This window comes from Flavobacterium sp. (genome assembly GCF_043722275.1).
In the GTDB taxonomy this organism is placed as follows: domain Bacteria; phylum Bacteroidota; class Bacteroidia; order Flavobacteriales; family Flavobacteriaceae; genus Flavobacterium.
Map to the genome: position 1 here is coordinate 108,642 of NZ_JAYSPC010000153.1, position 17,997 is coordinate 126,638.

At 33.2% G+C, this 17,997-nt stretch carries 13 protein-coding genes; 8 read left to right on the forward strand and 5 right to left on the reverse strand.

Features of this window, described 5'->3' with window-relative positions:
• Nucleotides 1-105: 105 nt before the first annotated feature.
• On the reverse strand, nucleotides 106-1,695 hold the full coding sequence (gene bshC, locus ACHZDT_RS19110) for a bacillithiol biosynthesis cysteine-adding enzyme BshC (RefSeq protein ID WP_394776289.1): 1,590 nt from the start codon (nucleotides 1,693-1,695) through the stop codon (nucleotides 106-108).
• A gap of 266 nt (nucleotides 1,696-1,961) precedes the next feature.
• Here bshC and ACHZDT_RS19115 point away from each other — a divergent pair, with 266 nt between their 5' ends.
• The 3 genes from ACHZDT_RS19115 to ACHZDT_RS19125 all read left to right on the forward strand — a co-directional run bounded on the left by ACHZDT_RS19115 (nucleotide 1,962) and on the right by ACHZDT_RS19125 (nucleotide 5,971).
• Nucleotides 1,962-3,239: an MFS transporter gene (locus ACHZDT_RS19115; protein WP_394776290.1), complete on the forward strand. Its 1,278-nt coding sequence runs from the start codon at nucleotides 1,962-1,964 to the stop codon at nucleotides 3,237-3,239.
• A gap of 131 nt (nucleotides 3,240-3,370) precedes the next feature.
• The gene (locus ACHZDT_RS19120; protein ID WP_394776291.1) at nucleotides 3,371-5,605 is read left to right on the forward strand and encodes a B12-binding domain-containing radical SAM protein; all 2,235 of its coding nucleotides are present in this window, start codon (nucleotides 3,371-3,373) and stop codon (nucleotides 5,603-5,605) included.
• A gap of 51 nt (nucleotides 5,606-5,656) precedes the next feature.
• Nucleotides 5,657-5,971, forward strand: a complete 315-nt coding sequence (locus tag ACHZDT_RS19125) for a GIY-YIG nuclease family protein (RefSeq protein WP_394776292.1) — start codon at nucleotides 5,657-5,659, stop codon at nucleotides 5,969-5,971.
• Nucleotides 5,972-6,114: 143 nt separating this feature from the next.
• Here the strand turns inward: ACHZDT_RS19125 and ACHZDT_RS19130 are convergent, their stop codons facing one another.
• The 3 genes from ACHZDT_RS19130 to ACHZDT_RS19140 form a co-directional block, all read right to left on the reverse strand.
• The gene (locus tag ACHZDT_RS19130) at nucleotides 6,115-6,879 is read right to left on the reverse strand and encodes an MBL fold metallo-hydrolase (RefSeq protein WP_394776293.1); all 765 of its coding nucleotides are present in this window, start codon (nucleotides 6,877-6,879) and stop codon (nucleotides 6,115-6,117) included.
• Between the two features lie 335 nt (nucleotides 6,880-7,214).
• Nucleotides 7,215-7,898, reverse strand: a complete 684-nt coding sequence (locus ACHZDT_RS19135) for a response regulator transcription factor (protein WP_394776294.1) — start codon at nucleotides 7,896-7,898, stop codon at nucleotides 7,215-7,217.
• On the reverse strand, nucleotides 7,895-9,157 hold the full coding sequence (locus ACHZDT_RS19140; protein WP_394776295.1) for a sensor histidine kinase: 1,263 nt from the start codon (nucleotides 9,155-9,157) through the stop codon (nucleotides 7,895-7,897). Before ACHZDT_RS19140 ends, ACHZDT_RS19135 begins: the two co-directional genes overlap by 4 nt.
• Nucleotides 9,158-9,318: 161 nt before the next feature.
• Between ACHZDT_RS19140 and ACHZDT_RS19145 the strand changes: the two genes are divergently transcribed.
• Nucleotides 9,319-9,735 (forward strand): DUF1573 domain-containing protein, encoded by a 417-nt coding sequence (locus tag ACHZDT_RS19145; protein ID WP_394776296.1) that lies wholly within the window; start codon nucleotides 9,319-9,321, stop codon nucleotides 9,733-9,735.
• A 188-nt stretch (nucleotides 9,736-9,923) separates the two neighbouring features.
• Entirely contained in the window at nucleotides 9,924-11,498 is a 1,575-nt protein-coding gene (locus ACHZDT_RS19150) for a murein L,D-transpeptidase (protein ID WP_394776297.1), read from the forward strand.
• 108 nt (nucleotides 11,499-11,606) lie between these two features.
• Here the strand turns inward: ACHZDT_RS19150 and ACHZDT_RS19155 are convergent, their stop codons facing one another.
• The gene (locus ACHZDT_RS19155) at nucleotides 11,607-12,116 is read right to left on the reverse strand and encodes a C40 family peptidase (RefSeq protein ID WP_394776299.1); all 510 of its coding nucleotides are present in this window, start codon (nucleotides 12,114-12,116) and stop codon (nucleotides 11,607-11,609) included.
• Between the two features lie 222 nt (nucleotides 12,117-12,338).
• Between ACHZDT_RS19155 and ACHZDT_RS19160 the strand changes: the two genes are divergently transcribed.
• The 3 genes from ACHZDT_RS19160 to bglX all read left to right on the forward strand — a co-directional run bounded on the left by ACHZDT_RS19160 (nucleotide 12,339) and on the right by bglX (nucleotide 17,559).
• On the forward strand, nucleotides 12,339-13,418 hold the full coding sequence (locus ACHZDT_RS19160) for a GDSL-type esterase/lipase family protein (RefSeq protein WP_394776300.1): 1,080 nt from the start codon (nucleotides 12,339-12,341) through the stop codon (nucleotides 13,416-13,418).
• Nucleotides 13,408-14,787: a sialate O-acetylesterase gene (locus ACHZDT_RS19165; RefSeq protein WP_394776301.1), complete on the forward strand. Its 1,380-nt coding sequence runs from the start codon at nucleotides 13,408-13,410 to the stop codon at nucleotides 14,785-14,787. The genes ACHZDT_RS19160 and ACHZDT_RS19165 overlap by 11 nt, the downstream gene beginning before the upstream one ends.
• A 474-nt stretch (nucleotides 14,788-15,261) precedes the next feature.
• Complete coding sequence (gene bglX, locus ACHZDT_RS19170; RefSeq protein WP_394776302.1) at nucleotides 15,262-17,559, forward strand: beta-glucosidase BglX; 2,298 nt, start codon at nucleotides 15,262-15,264, stop codon at nucleotides 17,557-17,559.
• Nucleotides 17,560-17,997: the final 438 nt, after the last annotated feature.

The following is a 17,997-nucleotide window of genomic DNA, read 5'->3' on the forward strand; positions in this document are numbered from 1 at the left end:
TACCGTTAAAACGGATTGTTATTTTGCCACGAATTGCACGAATTTCTGCTAATTTTTATTTATGAGAATCAGATTCAGGTAATTCGTGCAATTCGTGGCAAACTTTTATATTGTTATGATGTTAAAATTATTTTCTAATGGTTTTAATTTTTGAATTAAAAGCGGAATCAACTGTTCGCCTTTTTCCAGATAAAATTCTGAAAAATTAGTTTGGCGTTCCTGTAAACTTTGATTTGGGAACAACTCAAATTGTAAATCTGAAACTCTTTGTAATTCAGAGTCTAATTTTCGTTTCTGTGCTTTCAGCAACCTTTTTTCCAGATTATCTAAACCTTTCTTTTGTTTGACTTCCTGCGCCTTTACAGCTCCCGTAAATGATTTATCAGTTTGCTGTGCTAATTCGTAAAGATATTCAAATTGTTGTTCTAATATTTCTTTTTGAGGTGTAAAATCAATCGGAAAAGCAGATAATTTATGTGTTATTGCGTTTACTAAATCAGCTGGTTTTGTAAATAAATCAGCCCAGCTTAAATTTAGTTTATCGGCTTTTTGACCTTGTTTTTCAGTTGCTAAAAGTGCCGAATTACGAACCAAAAGCATCGGAAACGTAATATTTACAGCTTCAAAAAATGATTTTAATTCCAGCCAATAAGCAATTTCTCCGCCTCCGCCAATATAACATAAATTTGGTAAAATAATTTCCTGATATAACGGACGCATAATCACGTTTGGACTGAATTTCTCCGGATTACGTTCTAATAAGTTTAGAATTTCTTCTTTAGAAAATACAATTTTGGTGTTGTTAACACCATATTTATCATTTTCAAAAATAATGCGCTCGCGTAAATCATCTTCAATATAAAATAAATTGATTTCTCGAGGATTTACCTGAACCGAATAATCTTTGAGTTGTTCTATAGTTTCCTGAACTGCTTTGAATGAAGTTTGTTCTACTAATTCTTCCTTGATATAAGGAATAAATGCACGTTTTAAATTTGCATCATCGGCATCTAAAATTACCAAACCATATTGAGCAAATAAACTATTGGCTAAAAAACGAGTCGCATCGGCTAAGTTTTCATGTTTTAGATAAGCATCGTCAAATAGTTTTTTAACGACATTTGCATTTGTACTAGATCCTAATTCTAATGAATATATTTCAAGAAATTCGGCTAATCCTTCCGTTGAAAGTCTTCCAACAGGTCCGGTACTTTCTTTATTCCATCTGAATTTTTTTCCTTTGAAATTAAAATAATTAATCTCTTCAAAATCATGATCTTCAGTTGCCATCCAGTAAATTGGAACAAAATTATTCGCGGGATATTTTAGCTTTAATTCTTTCGTCAGATTAATCGCCGAAATGATTTTATATAAAAAATATAAAGGACCGCTAAACAAATTTAACTGATGTCCGGTTGTAATGGTAAAGGTGTTTGAAAGTGCTAAAAGCTCGATGTTTTGCTTTGTAGCATCTGAAATTTCAATATGATGATATTGCTTTTTTAAGGTTTCAACTAAAGGAACTCGGTTTGCATTATCAAAGTTTGCCTGCTTTTCAATGATTTGTTTCTCAAAGTTTTCCAAAGTTGGAAAATGATTGTACAGCGGTTTTAATTCTGATTTTTGATCTAAATAATCTTGCATTAACTTAGAAAAATATCCTGAAGTTTGATAGCTGATACAGTCGGTTGGCATAATTTTAAATTTATTTTTGACAGCTGTAAATTTAATGAAAATATGCAGTTAAAAACGGTTTTAACGATTGGTTATGATTTGATTTTTGTTTTTAATATTAAAAATCTTGTAATCAGGTTTTTAAAAATTTAATTTTTGTTGTTTTTTAAAATTGAAAGTTCGTGTAATTTGTTAAAAAGTAAAGTTGTTCTGAAACTTATGATTGTAAACGTGAATTATTAATAATGAAATTATATTTTTACAAGAAAAAAAGTATATCTATTTATATGAAAAATAATCCTAATAAGGAGAACTCCTTGCGACATGTTCTCTTTGGTTCCTTGATTGGTACTACAATCGAATTTTTTGATTTTTATATTTATGCCAATGCAGCCGTATTGGTTTTTCCACAATTGTTTTTTCCTGGAACAAGCAGTACAAATTCTACTCTTGAATCTTTGGCGACTTTTTCGATAGCTTTTCTATCCAGACCTCTGGGTTCAGCAGTTTTTGGGCATTATGGTGATAAAATAGGTCGCAAAGTCACTTTAGTAGTCGCATTATTAACAATGGGATTATCGACAATTGCAATTGGTTTTTTACCAGGTTACGCAAGTATCGGGATTGCTGCGCCAATTTTATTAATGTTATGCAGATTTGGTCAGGGAGTTGGTTTAGGAGGCGAATGGGGCGGCGCTGTTTTATTAGCGATCGAAAATGCACCTTCGCATAAACGTGCGTGGTACGGAATGTTTCCGCAATTAGGAGCGCCAATAGGATTATTACTTTCCGGTGGAACTTTTTTAATTTTAACCGATTCTATGAGCAGTGAGGCTTTTATGGATTATGGTTGGAGAATTCCGTTTATTGCAAGTTCTCTTTTAGTAATTGTTGGATTTTATATTCGATTGAAAATTAGCGAAACGCCAGCTTTTGAAAATTCCAAATTAGAGCAACAAGAAGTTAAAGTTCCGTTCTTTACTTTGATCAAATCATATAAAAACCAATTGATTTTTGGAACTTTTTCTGCCATTACAACCTTTTTAGTTTTCTATTTAATGACCGTTTTCACCTTGAGTTGGGCAACTTCAGATTTAGGTTTTACCAAAAGAGATGCTTTATTGATTCAATTGTTTTCGGTATTGTTTTTTGCAATCTTTATTCCTGTTTCAGCTGTGGTCGCGGATAAAATTGGTCGCCGTAAAATATTAATTATCACAAGTGCCGCTATTGCTGTCTTCGGATTTTTCTTTTCGTACTTTCTAAATTCAGGAAATCCGGTTATGGTAACGGCTTTTGTTTGTATCGGAATGTCATTAATGGGATTCACTTATGGACCCTTAGGAACTTTTTTATCAGAATTATTTCCTACCACAGTGCGTTATTCCGGTGCTTCATTGACTTTTAATCTGGCAGGTATTTTGGGCGCCGCATTTGCTCCAATGATTGCAATTTGGCTGGCAAGCACTTACGGTTTGAATTATGTAGGCTTTTATTTGACTACAGCAGCTTTGATTTCTTTAATTTCATTTTTAGTGATTTCTAAAAAGGTGCATCAGTTTTAATCGATATTCTTTTATCATAAAAAAAACCTTTTGAACGTGTTTTCAAAAGGTTTTTTTTATTTAAAAGTAACCAGAATCTTTTCATAAAAAGTCACTAAATATCCCGTATTTTTGCAAAAAAAATAATTCTTTTGAAAACCAAACTTTTTGTCGTTACGCCACCTTTTACCCAACTGAATACTCCTTATCCAGCAACGGCGTATATAAAAGGTTTTCTGAACACCAAAAATATCGAATCGGTTCAGGCTGATTTGGGTATTGATGTGATTTTGGAGTTGTTTTCGAAAAAAGGGTTAAAAGATTTGTTCCTTTATTCTGAAAAACTTTTTGAAAATGTGTCTTCCCGAGCGGAGTCGAGGGATGAAGTTTCAGATAATTCCAAACGTATTTTTGCTTTACAGGATGAATATATCAAAACTATTGACGCGGTAATTCAGTTTTTGCAGGGAAAAAATCCAACATTAGCGTTACAAATTTGTCAGGAAGATTTTCTGCCGGAAGCTTCTCGTTTTGCACAATTAGAAGAACTCGATTGGGCTTTTGGAACCATGGGAACTCAGGATAAAGCAAAACATTTAGCTACTTTATATCTTGAAGATATATCCGATTATATCGTAGAATGTGTCGATGAAAATTTTGGCTTTAGCCGATATGCCGAACGTTTAGGTCGGAGCGCTAATTCTTTTGATGAGTTGCACGACGCTTTACAACAAAAACCGACTTATATAGACGCGATTCTAATTTCGATTTTAAAAACTAAAATTGAAGCCGTACAACCAACTTTCTTTTTAATTTCAGTTCCCTTTCCGGGGAATTTATATAGCGCTTTTCGATGCGCACAATGGATCAAGCAGAATCATCCCGAAATCAAAATTTCAATGGGCGGTGGTTTTCCAAATACTGAATTGCGTTCACTTTCTGATGCGCGTGTTTTTGAGTTTTTCGATTTTATTACTTTAGATGATGGTGAAGTTCCAATAGAGGAACTTGTTGAAAATTTGTCATCCCGAACGGAGTCGGGGGAAGAGAAGCAATACAAACGAACTTTTCTTTTAGAAGACGGAAAAGTCGTTTACAAAAATAATTCATTAAAACACGATTACAAACAAGCTTACGTAGGAACGCCGGATTATTCTGATTTGTCTTTGGATAAATATATTTCGGTAATCGAAATTGTGAATCCAATGCACAGAATGTGGAGCGACGGACGCTGGAATAAACTCACAATGGCGCACGGTTGTTATTGGGGAAAATGTACTTTTTGTGATATTTCTTTAGATTATATAAAGGTTTATGAACCTGTTGCGGCAAATTTGCTTTGTGATCGAATGGAGGATATGATGCTGCAAACCGGACAAAATGGTTTTCACTTTGTTGATGAAGCAGCGCCGCCAGCTTTGATGCGTGCTTTGGCTTTAGAAATTTTACGCCGAAAATTAGCCGTAACGTGGTGGACAAACATTCGATTTGAGAAAAGTTTTTCTAAAGATTTATGTCTTTTGTTAAAAGCTTCAGGTTGTATTGCCGTTTCCGGTGGTTTAGAAGTAGCTTCTGATCGATTATTGAAATTAATTGACAAAGGTGTAACAGTCGAACAAGTTGCAAAAGTGACCCGAAATTTTACCGAAGCCGGAATCATGGTTCATGCGTATTTAATGTACGGATATCCAACACAAACCATTCAGGAAACGATCGATAGTCTTGAAATGGTACGTCAGTTATTTGAAGCAGGAATTTTACAATCGGGATTTTGGCATCAATTTGCAATGACTGCTCATAGTCCGGTTGGATTATATCCGGAAAAATTTGGTGTAACAAAAAAAACTGAAGCAATTGGAACTTTTGCCAATAATGATATCGATTATACGGATTCTACAGGAATTAATCACAATAAATTTAGCTTTGGATTAAAAAAATCGCTTTTTAATTTCATGCACGGAATCTGCTTTGATTATGAATTGCAAGATTGGTTCGATTTTAAAATTCCGAAAACAAAAATTGATCCGGACTTTATTTTTAATGCTCTTGAAGAAGGAAATGATTTCAACACAAAACCAAATGCAAAAGTCGTTTGGTTAGGAGGAAGGCCTTTTGTGGAACATTTTACAAAATCTAAAAAAGGAAATTCATGGGAAATGATGACTTTTACTTTTCATGATAAAAAAGAAAGTTTCAATATTCAGACCAATAAAAATGAAGGCGAATGGCTGGTGGATATTTTAACCAAAATCACGATTTCAAATGCCAAAAACTATACATTCCAGGAAGTAAAAGCCGATTTTGAAACGGGTTTAGATGATTTTGAATTGTTTTGGTACTCTAAACCAATCAATACTTTACGCGAATTTGGATTATTGGTTTTGTAATTAATTAAAGAATTTTCTTATATTTGTTTTAAATAAGGATTTTAATTAATTATGCAATTTCAAGAAGGTTATCATACGTATTACATTTATATTTTAACGAATAAAACTAAGACTGTTCTTTATACAGGAGTTACTAATAATTTGATGCAAAGATTAAATCAACATACGGAAAATATTATATTAAAAAATAAGACGTTTGCATCAAAATATAATGTTCAATTTTTATTATATTACGAAAAGTTTACTTGGATTCAGGAAGCAATTGCTCGTGAAAAGGAAATTAAAGGTTGGGATAGAAATAAAAAAATAGTCCTCATAAAAACAATTAATCCTGATTTAGAATTTTTGAAATACGGATTTGAATAGTATTGCGGAGATTCCTCGTTCCTCAGGAATGACAATCTTTGCGCATAATTTTAAAATCTGAAAAATATAGTATGTCATTCCGAGGAACGAGGAATCTGCACAAGTAACTCTACATAGATTTATATTTTAGAGTAAGGCTTAAATCAATATTCCACATTAGTTCCATCACTTGGAATATCAACTTTATCCAAAAGATTATTTTCAGAAAGTGCTGATCTTAAGTCGGCTCTTGTAGTTGGGCAATGATTTAAAGCTTCTAAATGATTGGCGAAAACTCTGCCTGGAGCCAAAGCCGTAAATTTCAAAATATCATTCATTCTCATTAATAAAGGCTGACCAATATCTAATCTCGCTGTTCCGCACGCTACGGTTGCAATGTCAGGTTTAAATTCAATTAAAACTTTTTGTACATGTTCTGTAAAAATTGTGTCAGAACTTATATAAACAGATTTTTGATTGGGTAATTCAATATGAAAACCCATCACATTTCCCATTAATTTGGCAATAAAACCATAACCATGAATAGCAGGAATTCCAATTATTTTGCCACCTAAAAATTCTTGCGGCTCCCAGTAATTTAAACTTTGACTTATATTTAAACCTCTTTTTGATAATACTTTTTCATCTTTTATACTGCAAACTACAGGAATGCTTTTGCGTCTTAAAAAAACTTCGCCGGCTTTATCAATATGATCAGGATGTAAATGCGTAATCAGACAAATTGTAACTCTGCTTAAAATATCCCGGCTGTTTTTTGGCAACGCTACAAGAGGATTTCTTTTAGGTTTATATCTAAAAATGGTAAAAGGCGGAATCGTTTTTCTTTTTCCTAACATTGGATCAACCAGTATAACATCGGTTTCAGTTTCAATAACTAAAGTGGCGTTGCGTAAATGATGTATTTTCATATTTGGAAAAATTTAGATACTAAAAATACGAAATTTTAAGACAATTTATTTTACAGATTTTTGCTTATTTGTAACAGAATTGTTATTATTTAATATATGTATTTAAAACTGCTTTAATCATTCGTAGGAAAGATTATATTTAATAACGAGTTTTTTATAGTATGTCATTCCGACGAAGGAGGAATCTTCACAAGAAACTCGACAAAGATTTGTCCTTCTATTTATGCCAACTTTTTTAAATTACTGTGAGGAAAAGCTTCGCGAAGATTCCTCCTTCGTCGGAAGGACAAATCCGGTGGTTACTTTGGATGGTTTTGTCGATTTTAAAATAAAAATCACATCGTAAATCTAAACCCAATTCCATGCAGGTTTTCTATAGAAATACCAGTTTCATTAATTAAAATTTTACGCAAACGCGAAATAAAAACATCAAGGCTTCTTCCCATAAAATAATCATCGGTTCCCCAAAGCGAAGTCAAAATTTGTTCTCTTTTTAAAACCGAATTTTTATTATCAAGAAATAATTTCAATAATTCGGCTTCACGTTGTGTAAGACTGATTTTTTCGTTTTCATTAAAAAGAATAAAATTATTTGTGTCAAATTGATATTTTCCAATTTCATAAACTGATTTTTCTGTTGGGATATTTTTCTGAGAACGTTTCAGGAAAATTTCAATTTTCAACAGTAATTCCTCAATACTAAAAGGTTTTACTAAATAATCATCTGCGCCTAATCTCAAACCTTTAATACGATCTTCTTTTAAAGTTTTAGCCGAAAGAAATATAATCGGGATATCAGTATTTACCTTTCTAATTTCGGTAGCCAATTCAAAACCATCCATTTTTGGCATCATAATATCGAAGATACAAATGTCAAAATTTTCTTTTTTAAAGGTTTCTAAACCCAATTTTCCGTCGCAGCAATGCACCACTTCATAATTGTTTTGTTCCAAATTATCTTTGGTCAAAAACGCTAATGTTTCGTCGTCTTCGGTATAAAGTATTTTGAATTGTTTCATTTTTTATAAGGAATTGACAAAGTTATAGTAATGCCATTTGTTGTGTTATTTTCGGCTTTTATTTTCCAGTTGTGCAAATTGCAAATTTCTTTAACATAATACAAACCAAGTCCAAAACCATTTACTTCAATGCTTTTTTCGTTTTGTGCACGGAAAAACTTATCAAATATAAATGAAATATTTTTTCTGGAAATTCCAATTCCGTTATCCGTAAAAGTCAATTTTAAAACAGCATTTTCTACTAAAATCCCAATCGTAATTTCTGGTTTTTCACTGCAATATTTAATAGCATTATCCAATAAATTATAAACCAGATTCGCAAAATGAAAAACATCAGTTTCTAAGTGATATTCATTTGATAATGCTTCGATTTTAATAGAAGCTTCAGGATATTTCAACTGAATATTTTCAATCGTTTCTTCAATAATCGGAACAATTAAAACCGTTTCTTTTTTCAATTCCAGTGGCGTATAATCTGATTTTGCAATGTTTAAGATCTTCTCTATATGATTGTTGAGTTTATTACTTTGATTGATAATTATATCAGTATAAGTATGTAATTTTTTGTCTTCTTTAATTGGATTCTGTTCAATTAAATATTTTGAGGCAATTAAAATCGAAGATAAAGGCGTTTTGAATTCATGCGTCATATTATTGATGAAATCCCGTTGTAATTCAGAATATTTCTTTTGCTGCAAAAGCGTAAAAATCGAATACACATAAATCAATAAAATTAAAATCAAAGCAATCGAAAGTAGGAACCAAAATCGCATCGAACTAAATAAATAAGTAGTTTCATTTGGGAACCGAATAGCAAAATAATAAACTAAGTTTTTATGTTTAGGGAAGGAAACTGTTTTTTTAGCTTTTTGTTTTTCAGAAAATGAAATATATTTTCCATAAACCATTTCGTCACTTTGGCAATTGTAAACCGCATATTCAAAATCAGTTGTGATATTCATTTTTTTAAACTCTGACCTCAAATAGAATTCTAAAACGTCAGGTTCAAAAGCGTTTTGAATATTTACAATATAATAGTCGTTTGAAATTTTTTGAACCGGGTTCTGGCAGGATGATTCGTGATCCTTTCCTTCGTATAATTTTCGGGCAACTTCCAGTAAGGCAATATTTGCTTTTTGGCTCAGTTTTTTTTGTTCCAAAGTAAAAGCCTCTTTCGTCCAAAGCAATTGCGCCACCAAAATGCTAATTATGGCGACAAGTCCCAGAAGGATAATACTATTGAGTTTGTTTATTTTCAAGAAATGATGTTTTAGGATGTAATATTAATCAAATTTAGACTTAAAAACGCCGATTAACAAGTCATTAACAAAGATTTGAAAGCGGTTAACAGCGATTCGGTTTTGTCTGAATTATCTTTGAAAAATAAAATGAGAACTATAAACCATTAAACATAAAAACTATGAAAATTATCAAAATTTCGATGTTAGCTTTGGCTTTAAGCTTAATGTCTTTTTCAGCAATTGCACCGATAAAATCGATCACGTCTGAAACAAAAGTTGAAGGAATAGCAGCTTCAACAATTGCATGGAAAGCACAAACTATTGACGTTGGACAAATTCCGCAAGGAACACCAAAAGCAATTGTTTACGAATTTAAAAATACAGGAAAAACAGCAGTTGTAATCACAAATGTTCAGGGATCTTGTGGTTGTACTGCAACAGATTATACTAAAGAACCAATCTTGCCTGGTAAATCAGCAAAAGTAACAGCAACTTACAATGCAGCAAATAAAGGTGGTTTTACAAAAACAGTTACTGTGATAACAAGTGCGGAAACAGCTCCGCAAATCCTTACTTTGAAAGGAACAGTAATTTAAAAATAAAGGTTGATTTATAAAGTGGAAGCTCCAGGTATGTAATGTGCCTGGAGTTTTTTTTATGCATTTTAGTTCATGAAAAACTGCTGTAAATAGTACTTCATTTTAGCATTGTAAAGTCAATATTAATTTTTTTATAAATGCTTTGTTTTCATTAAAACTTTTCTATTTTTATTAAAAAAATTATTATGAAAATTTTGTATCCGCTTGTTGCTTTTGTCATTCTTTTGAGTGCTGTTTCTTGTAATAAGAAGTCAGAAAAAAAAGAAGATTCAAAGACTACAGAAAAAGTAATACCGGAGCTAAAAATTAAAGTTGACAGCACACAAATTGCAGCTTTTTATCAGTCATATCCTAAACTGGTTAAATTTCAGGATCAGGTTCTGGCTTTATACAAAAAAAATAATTCTACTCAATTATGGCTCGATAATAAAGGAGTTGTAGAATTTGGCAATACATTATTTAATAAATACAAAGGATTGGAACAGGAAGGTTTGAAAGCTAATTTTCCTTATAATGAGAACATTAATCCTGTTTTTGAACATACGGCTGAAAATAGACTTTCTCTGGTAAATACAGATTTGATGATTACAAATCTTTACTTTTATTATGTTCAGAAAGTTTCCGGAGTAGACGAAAAAACCAGCAGATCATTACAATGGCTTTTACCTCGAAAAAAAGTCAATTATCAGGTTTTTTCAGATTCTATTTATAAAAAAGCGACCATTAGCGATGATAAAAAGAGCAAAATGTTCAGCCAATATTATAAACTTCGTGATGCGCTACATCAATACAGAGAAATTGAGAAAAAAGGCGGATGGAAAACAATTGAAGTTGGCGAAGATTTTAAAAGTCTGAAAAAAGGAGATTCTGTTGCTTCGGTAGGGCAAATTAGAGAAAGACTTTATATTACCGGAGATCTTAAAGAAAATTCGAAAAGCAATATTTGCGATTCTACTTTGATTACCGCAATTAAAAGTTACGAATTACATCACGGCTTGACGCCAAAAAACATCATTTTACCGGAACATATTACAGAATTAAATATTCCTGTTTCGGACAGAATAAAAACAATTATCGCTAATATGGAACGTTGCAGATGGATTGATCCTGAACTTGAAAAAGGCAAAGAATATATCGAAGTGAATATTCCGGAATTTAGATTGTATTTAATTCGTAATCACGAAATTGTTTTTGTATCGCCGGTTGTGGTTGGTAAAGCAATGACTAAAACTGTTGTTTTTAGCGGAATGATGAATAATATTGTTTTTAGTCCGTATTGGAATGTTCCGCCAAGTATTATAAAAAGCGAAATAAAACCCGGAATGGCGAAGAACAAGAATTACTTGGCACAGAAAAATCTGGAATGGAATAATGGCGCTGTTCGTCAATTGCCAGGGAAAAATAATTCACTTGGTTTGGTGAAGTTTTTATTCCCAAATTCAAATAATATTTATTTACATGATACGCCTGCAAAAAGTTTATTCGAAAGAGAAAACAGAGCTTTTAGTCACGGTTGTGTTCGTGTAGGGAAACCGAGAGAATTAGCGATTGAAATTTTAAAACAAGATCCGAGCATGACTACTGCGAAAATCGATAAAGCCATGCACGCAGGGAAAGAAAGTTGGTATTCGCTTAAAAAGAAAATCCCTGTTTACATTGGCTATTTTACTGCTTGGGTTGATCGCGATGGGAATTTGAACTTTTATAAAGATGTTTACCAAAGAGATGAAAGTTTGATAAAATTATTGACAGAAGAATAAATCTTAAAAATAGGTTTGCCACGAATTACACGAATTTGCTCTAATTTTTTATTTTGAAATTAAAAAGCAATTCGTGAAAATTAGTGTAATTTGTGGCAAAAAAAACTTTTATTTAGGCAATACATCAACACATTTATAATAGCGTTTGCTGTAATGATCAGAATCTAAATCGCTAATTGTGACACTTCCTGCTTTTCCGGAAGAAGCGTGTATGAATTTTGAATGCATTCCGTTAGCTTCACAAATGATTCCGACATGTCCTATAATTGATTTGTCTTTATAACCGTAAAAAACTAAAACATCTCCTATTTTAAAATCTTCGGCTTTTTTTGCTGGTCCTAAATTTTTATAACCACTTGAACTTCTTGGAACGCTCACATTAAAATGTTTAAAAACATAATTGACATAACCGGAACAATCAAATCCTTTTTTTGGATCATTTCCCGCATATAAATAAGATATGCCAATAAATTGTTTAGAAAATGAAATAATAGAATCCCGATCAATCGAAGTTTCACCGTTTTTAATATCATGAATAACTATTTTATTTTCTTTTTTACAAGTAAAAGAGGAAAATAAAATTGTGGCTGCAAATGCTATATATAATGTTGATTTCATTTCAGGAAGTTGTTGTAAAGTTTAATTTATAAAGATATGCCGTTGCTTTTGAATATCAAAGGAATGTTTGATAACATGAATATTTACAGGCTACATAAGTAAAACTGTTTTGGTGTTTTTTTATTGCTTTTTGATGTTTTAGTATCTTTCTGTTTACCGTATTTCAGATATATTTGTGAATCGTATTTATATTTTAACAAATAAATTATGTTTCTCAAAAAAATGCCCATTTTAATTTTGTTTTTACTGATTTCGGTTATTTCGAATTCACAAAGTAAAACCAATACTTTTCTTTATCAAGGTCGCGTTGAAAAACTCCAGAATAACAATGTTATTTTAATTGGAACGGCTTCGTCAGTTTCTTTTAATTTTACAGGAAATGAATGTTCAATCTCGCTTCAAAGCGTTGATTCCTGGGAACATCATAATTATGTTTCTTTGGTTTTAGACGGAAAATATATTGGGAAACTACGCATCGAAAAAGGCGCAGCACAATCTTTTCCGATAAAAATAATTTCAGATAAAAAGATTCATAATCTTGAAATTTATAAAACTACAGAAGCTCATAGCGGCGGAATTCTATTTGCCGGAACAACCGCAAAACTTACCTCAATTTCTGCCAAAAAGAAAAAGAAAATTGAGTTTATTGGAGATTCAATTACTTGTGGCGCAGCGAGCGATCCATCGGATATTCCTTGTGATAAAGGCGAATATTTTGATCACCATAACGGATATTATGCTTATGGACCAGTTCTTTCCAGAGCAATTGGCGTTGATTATTTGCTAAGTTCTGTTTCTGGAATTGGGATGTATCGCAATTGGAACGACGAGAATAAAGACGAAGCGATTATGCCCGATGTTTATCCCAATTTATATTTGACTAAAGACAATTCTAAGCCTAAATATGATTTTGCATTTCAGCCAGATATTATCAGTATTGCATTAGGAACCAATGACTTTTCGGGCGGTGACGGTAAAAAAGAACGTTTGCCTTTTAACGCTGAAAAGTACGTTTCGAATTATGTCAACTTTATTAAAATGTTGTACGAACACAATCCAAAAGTGCAAATTGTGATTACAAATAGTCCGATGGTAAACGGGCAAAATGCGATTGTTTTTGAAGATTGTCTTAATAAAGTTAAAGCAGCTTTTGCAAATGATAAAGCACATAAATCAATCGTAATTTTCAAATTTAAACCTATGACGCCAAAAGGCTGTTCAGGACATCCGGATGTGGCAGATCATAAGGTTTTGGCTGATGAATATGCTCCGTTTTTAAAAAAGTTACTAAATGAAAAATAATATATTTAAGTTTGTTTTCATTCTGATGATTTCCAGTACTATGATGGCAAACGTTACACTTCCGAATATTTTTGGCGATAATATGGTTTTACAACGTAACTCCGAAGTGAAAATTTGGGGTTGGGCAAATCCAAAAGAAGAAATCAAACTGGTTTCTAGTTGGAACAATCAGGAATATAAAGTTGTGGCGAATAATCAGGCACAATGGGAATTGCATATTAAAACTCCTCAAGCGGGAGGACCTTTTACGATCTTAATAAAAGGATATAATGAAGTGGTTCTTAAAAATATTTTAATTGGTGAAGTTTGGGTTTGTTCCGGACAATCAAACATGGAAATGTCGGTAAGTTGGGGAATCGATAATGGTGAGGAAGAAATGAAAAATGCCACGAATCCTAATATTCGGTTTTTTACCGTTCCGAAATTAACTGCAACATCACCACAAAATAATTTATTAGGAAACTGGGTCGAATCAACTCCGGAAACCATGAAAAATTTTAGTGCGATTGGTTACTTTTTTGCCAAACGTTTACAGGAAGATTTAAAAAATGTTCCTATCGGATTAATTTCTTCGAATTGGGGCGGAACTCCAGCTGAAATCTGGATGCCGGAAGAAGTTGTTCAGAATGATCCTATTTTATTAGAAAACGCCAAAAAGCTTAACGAACAAGAATACGGACCACGTCAACCCGGACGTGCTTATAATGCGATGATTTATCCTTTTGCAGGTTTTAAAATTGCCGGAACGCTTTGGTATCAGGGTGAATCGAATGTTGGTTCTTTGGTTTATGATAAAACATTATCGGCTTTGATTACGTCATGGAGAAAAGCGTGGAATGACGAATTTCCTTTTTACTTCGTTCAGATTGCACCTTATAAAACAGGAAGTAATAATTTCTCGAACGTTATTGTAAGAGATTCTCAAAGAAAGATTCTGAAAGAAGTTTCTAAAACCGGAATGGTTGTAATTAGCGATGTTTCGGATACGATTGATATTCATCCAAAGAATAAAAAATCAGTTGGAATTCGTTTGGCAAATTTGGCGTTGGCCGAAACATATCAAGTTAATTCTAATTTGGTAAATAGTCCATTATTTAAAGAGATTAAAATTGAAAAAAACAAAGTAATCGTTTCGTTTGATTATTCGGATGGATTGCATTTCAAAAATAAAACCTCAAATCAGTTTGAAATGGCTGGAGCCGATGGAATTTACTTTCCGGCGGAAGCTTCGATAAAAAATAATCAGGTTATTTTGGTAAGTAAAAAAGTTTCAGTTCCTGTGAAAGTTCGGTTTGTGTGGGGAAATACAATACAATCTGATTTATTTAATAAAGCGAATTTGCCGGCTTCTTGTTTTATAACTGAATAGAATTTTGCCCACAGATTTTACGGGTTTAACGGGTTTTCGCTGGTTTTTTAGGTTGTTTTTCATGCTATTTTTTGTCAGGCTGAGCGGTCCCGAGGCTTCGGGAGAAGCCCCGAAAAGTGAGACACAAAGTTAATTTAAAATCATAATTTTAGTCTCATTTTTGTCATTTCGACGAAGGAGAAATCGCACTAGAAATTCCGCAAAGAAATGCCAATCTGTGTCGATTTACGAGTGCGATTTCTCCTTCGTCGAAATGACAAGATTGTGGAAATTGGGACTTTTCTATTGAAAACAAAATCATCTCATTAGCCAGATCGCGTGAGGGATAGCAGAGAAAAGCCCACAGCCTGACGAAGGAAGTGCGAGGACTTGTAACGAATAGCCCAACCCGGAGGGACACGCCCAAAATATTAAACTTAAAAACTTAGTATCTTAGAAGCTTAGCACCTTTAAAAATAAACTATCTAAACCACTATGAAAAATAAAAAAATAATAACTATTGGGGTTTTTGCCCTGTTTACTGTTGGAAATATGAATGCACAGAAAAAGCCGTATCTGGATAAAAATAAAACGATTGAACAACGTATTGATTTGCTTTTGCCTTTGATGACTTTGGAGGAAAAAGTGGGGCAAATGAATCAATATAATGGATTTTGGGATGTAACGGGACCGGCACCAAAAGGCGGAAGTGCGGAACTGAAGTACGAACATTTGCGAAAAGGCTGGGTTGGTTCGATGTTAACGGTTCGGGGTGTGAAGGAAGTTCGTGCGGTTCAGAAAATTGCGGTTGAAGAAACCCGTTTGGGAATTCCGCTGATTATAGGTTTTGATGTGATTCACGGTTATAAAACGTTGAGCCCGATTCCGTTGGCAGAAGCGGCGAGTTGGGATTTAGAAGCGATTAAAAAATCGGCGGCGATTGCGGCTGATGAAGCTTCGGCATCTGGAATTAACTGGACTTTTGGTCCAAATGTTGACGTTGCAAATGATGCTCGTTGGGGTCGCGTGATGGAAGGTTCGGGTGAAGATCCTTATTTGGGAAGTAAGATTGCGATTGCCAGAGTTCACGGATTTCAGGGCGAAACCATAGCTGATTTGGCTAAAATAAATACCATTGCGGCTTGTGCCAAACACTTTGCGGCATATGGTTATGTTGAAGCGGGACTGGAATATAATGTTGTAGATATTAGTAATTCGAAATTGTATAATTCGGTTTTACCGCCTTTTGAAGCGACTGTGCAAGCGGGAGTTCGTACGTTTATGAACTCATTTAATACTTTGAATGGTGTTCCGGCAACTGGAAATATTTTCCTGCAAAGAGATATTCTGAAAGGAAAATGGAAGTTTGACGGTTTTGTAATTTCTGATTATGCTTCGATTCGAGAAATGATTGCGCACGGTTATGCAAAAGATGAGGATGATGCAACGTCAAAAGCTGTAATTGCAGGTTCTGATATGGACATGGAATCGTATTTGTATGTGGCGAAATTGGCAAATTTAGTGAAAGAAGGAAAGGTAAAAGAGGCTTTGGTTGATGATGCCGTTCGCAGAATTTTACGTGTCAAATTTGAATTGGGATTATTTGATGATCCTTATAGATATTGTGATGAAAAACGTGAAAAAGAAGTTGTTGGCAGTAAAGCCAATAATGACGGCGTTCTTGACATGGCGAAAAAATCGATTGTTTTATTGAAAAACGAAAAGAATTTGCTTCCGCTGAAAAAATCAGGACAGAAAATTGCTTTAATTGGCGCTTTGGCAAACGATAAAAATAGTCCGTTAGGAAGTTGGAGAATTGCGTCGGACAATAATACTGCTGTTTCGGTTTTGGAAGGAATGCAGCAATACAAAGAAAATCAATTGACATTTGAAAAAGGAGCTGATTTAGTTGTTGGGAAAACTTCATTTTTAGATGAGGTAATTTTTAATACCACTGATAAAAGCGGATTTGAAGCTGCAAAAACAGCTGCAAAAAATGCTGATGTTGTCGTGATGGTTTTAGGAGAACATGGTTTTCAAAGTGGTGAGGGAAGAAGCAGAACTGATCTTAATTTACCGGGCGTTCAACAGGAATTATTAGAAGAAATTTATAAAATAAACCCGAATATTGTTTTGGTTTTAAATAACGGCCGTCCGTTGAGTATTCCTTGGGCAGCAGAACATGTTCCGGTAATTGTTGAAGCGTGGCAATTAGGAACTCAAACCGGAAATGCTGTTGCGCAGGTTTTATACGGCGATTATAACCCGAGTGGAAAATTGCCTATGTCGTTCCCGAGAAATGTGGGTCAGGTTCCAATTTATTATAACAAATACAGTACCGGAAGACCTATTGATAGTGATAAAAATGTATTTTGGTCGCATTATACTGATGTGGAGAAAACGCCTCAGTTTTCGTTTGGTTTTGGTTTGAGTTATACGAAGTTTGATTATACGAACTTAAAAATAAATAAATCTGCTTTTGCAAAAGGAGAAAATGTTCAAATTACTGTTGACGTCACGAATTCAGGAAATTACGACGGAAAAGAAGTCGTGCAATTGTATATTCATGATGAATATGCAAGTATTATTCGACCAATTAAAGAATTGAAGGGTTTTGAATTAATAGATCTTAAAAAAGGAGAAACTAAAACGGTAAGTTTTACTTTGACTAATAAGGAACTTGGTTTTTATGATAACGAAGGCAATTATTTAGTTGAAGCAGGAACTTTTAAAATCATGGTTGGTGGAAGTTCTGATAAAGGATTGGAAAGTGGTTTTGAGGTTAAAGAGTAAGCTTAAAGTTTAATCGCGCAAAGACGCAAAGTCGCAAAGTTTTTGTATAGCCTCCTTAAGTTGGAGGCTATTCAAGCTCATATTCAAACCCGACAGGTTTTAAAAACCTGTCGGGTTTACTTTTGTAATAAGAAGATATTTTTCTCGCAGATTTTGCAGATTGGGAGATTTTTTAATCTAAGATGTGATTTTTTTGAATAGCCTCCAGCTTTAGCTGGAGGTATAAGATTTAAATATAGAAAGGGCTTTAGCCAAACTAATAAAGTTTGGCTAAAGCCCTTTTCGATTGCGTTTATATTTACATCCAGCTAAAGCTGGACGCTATTCAATCTCAACATTCAAACCCGACAGGTTTTAAAAACATAAGTGTTCGGAAGAGTTAAATTGATTTACATATATTAGTATTAAAGTCTAATTGTATGGAAAAGAAAGTCACAG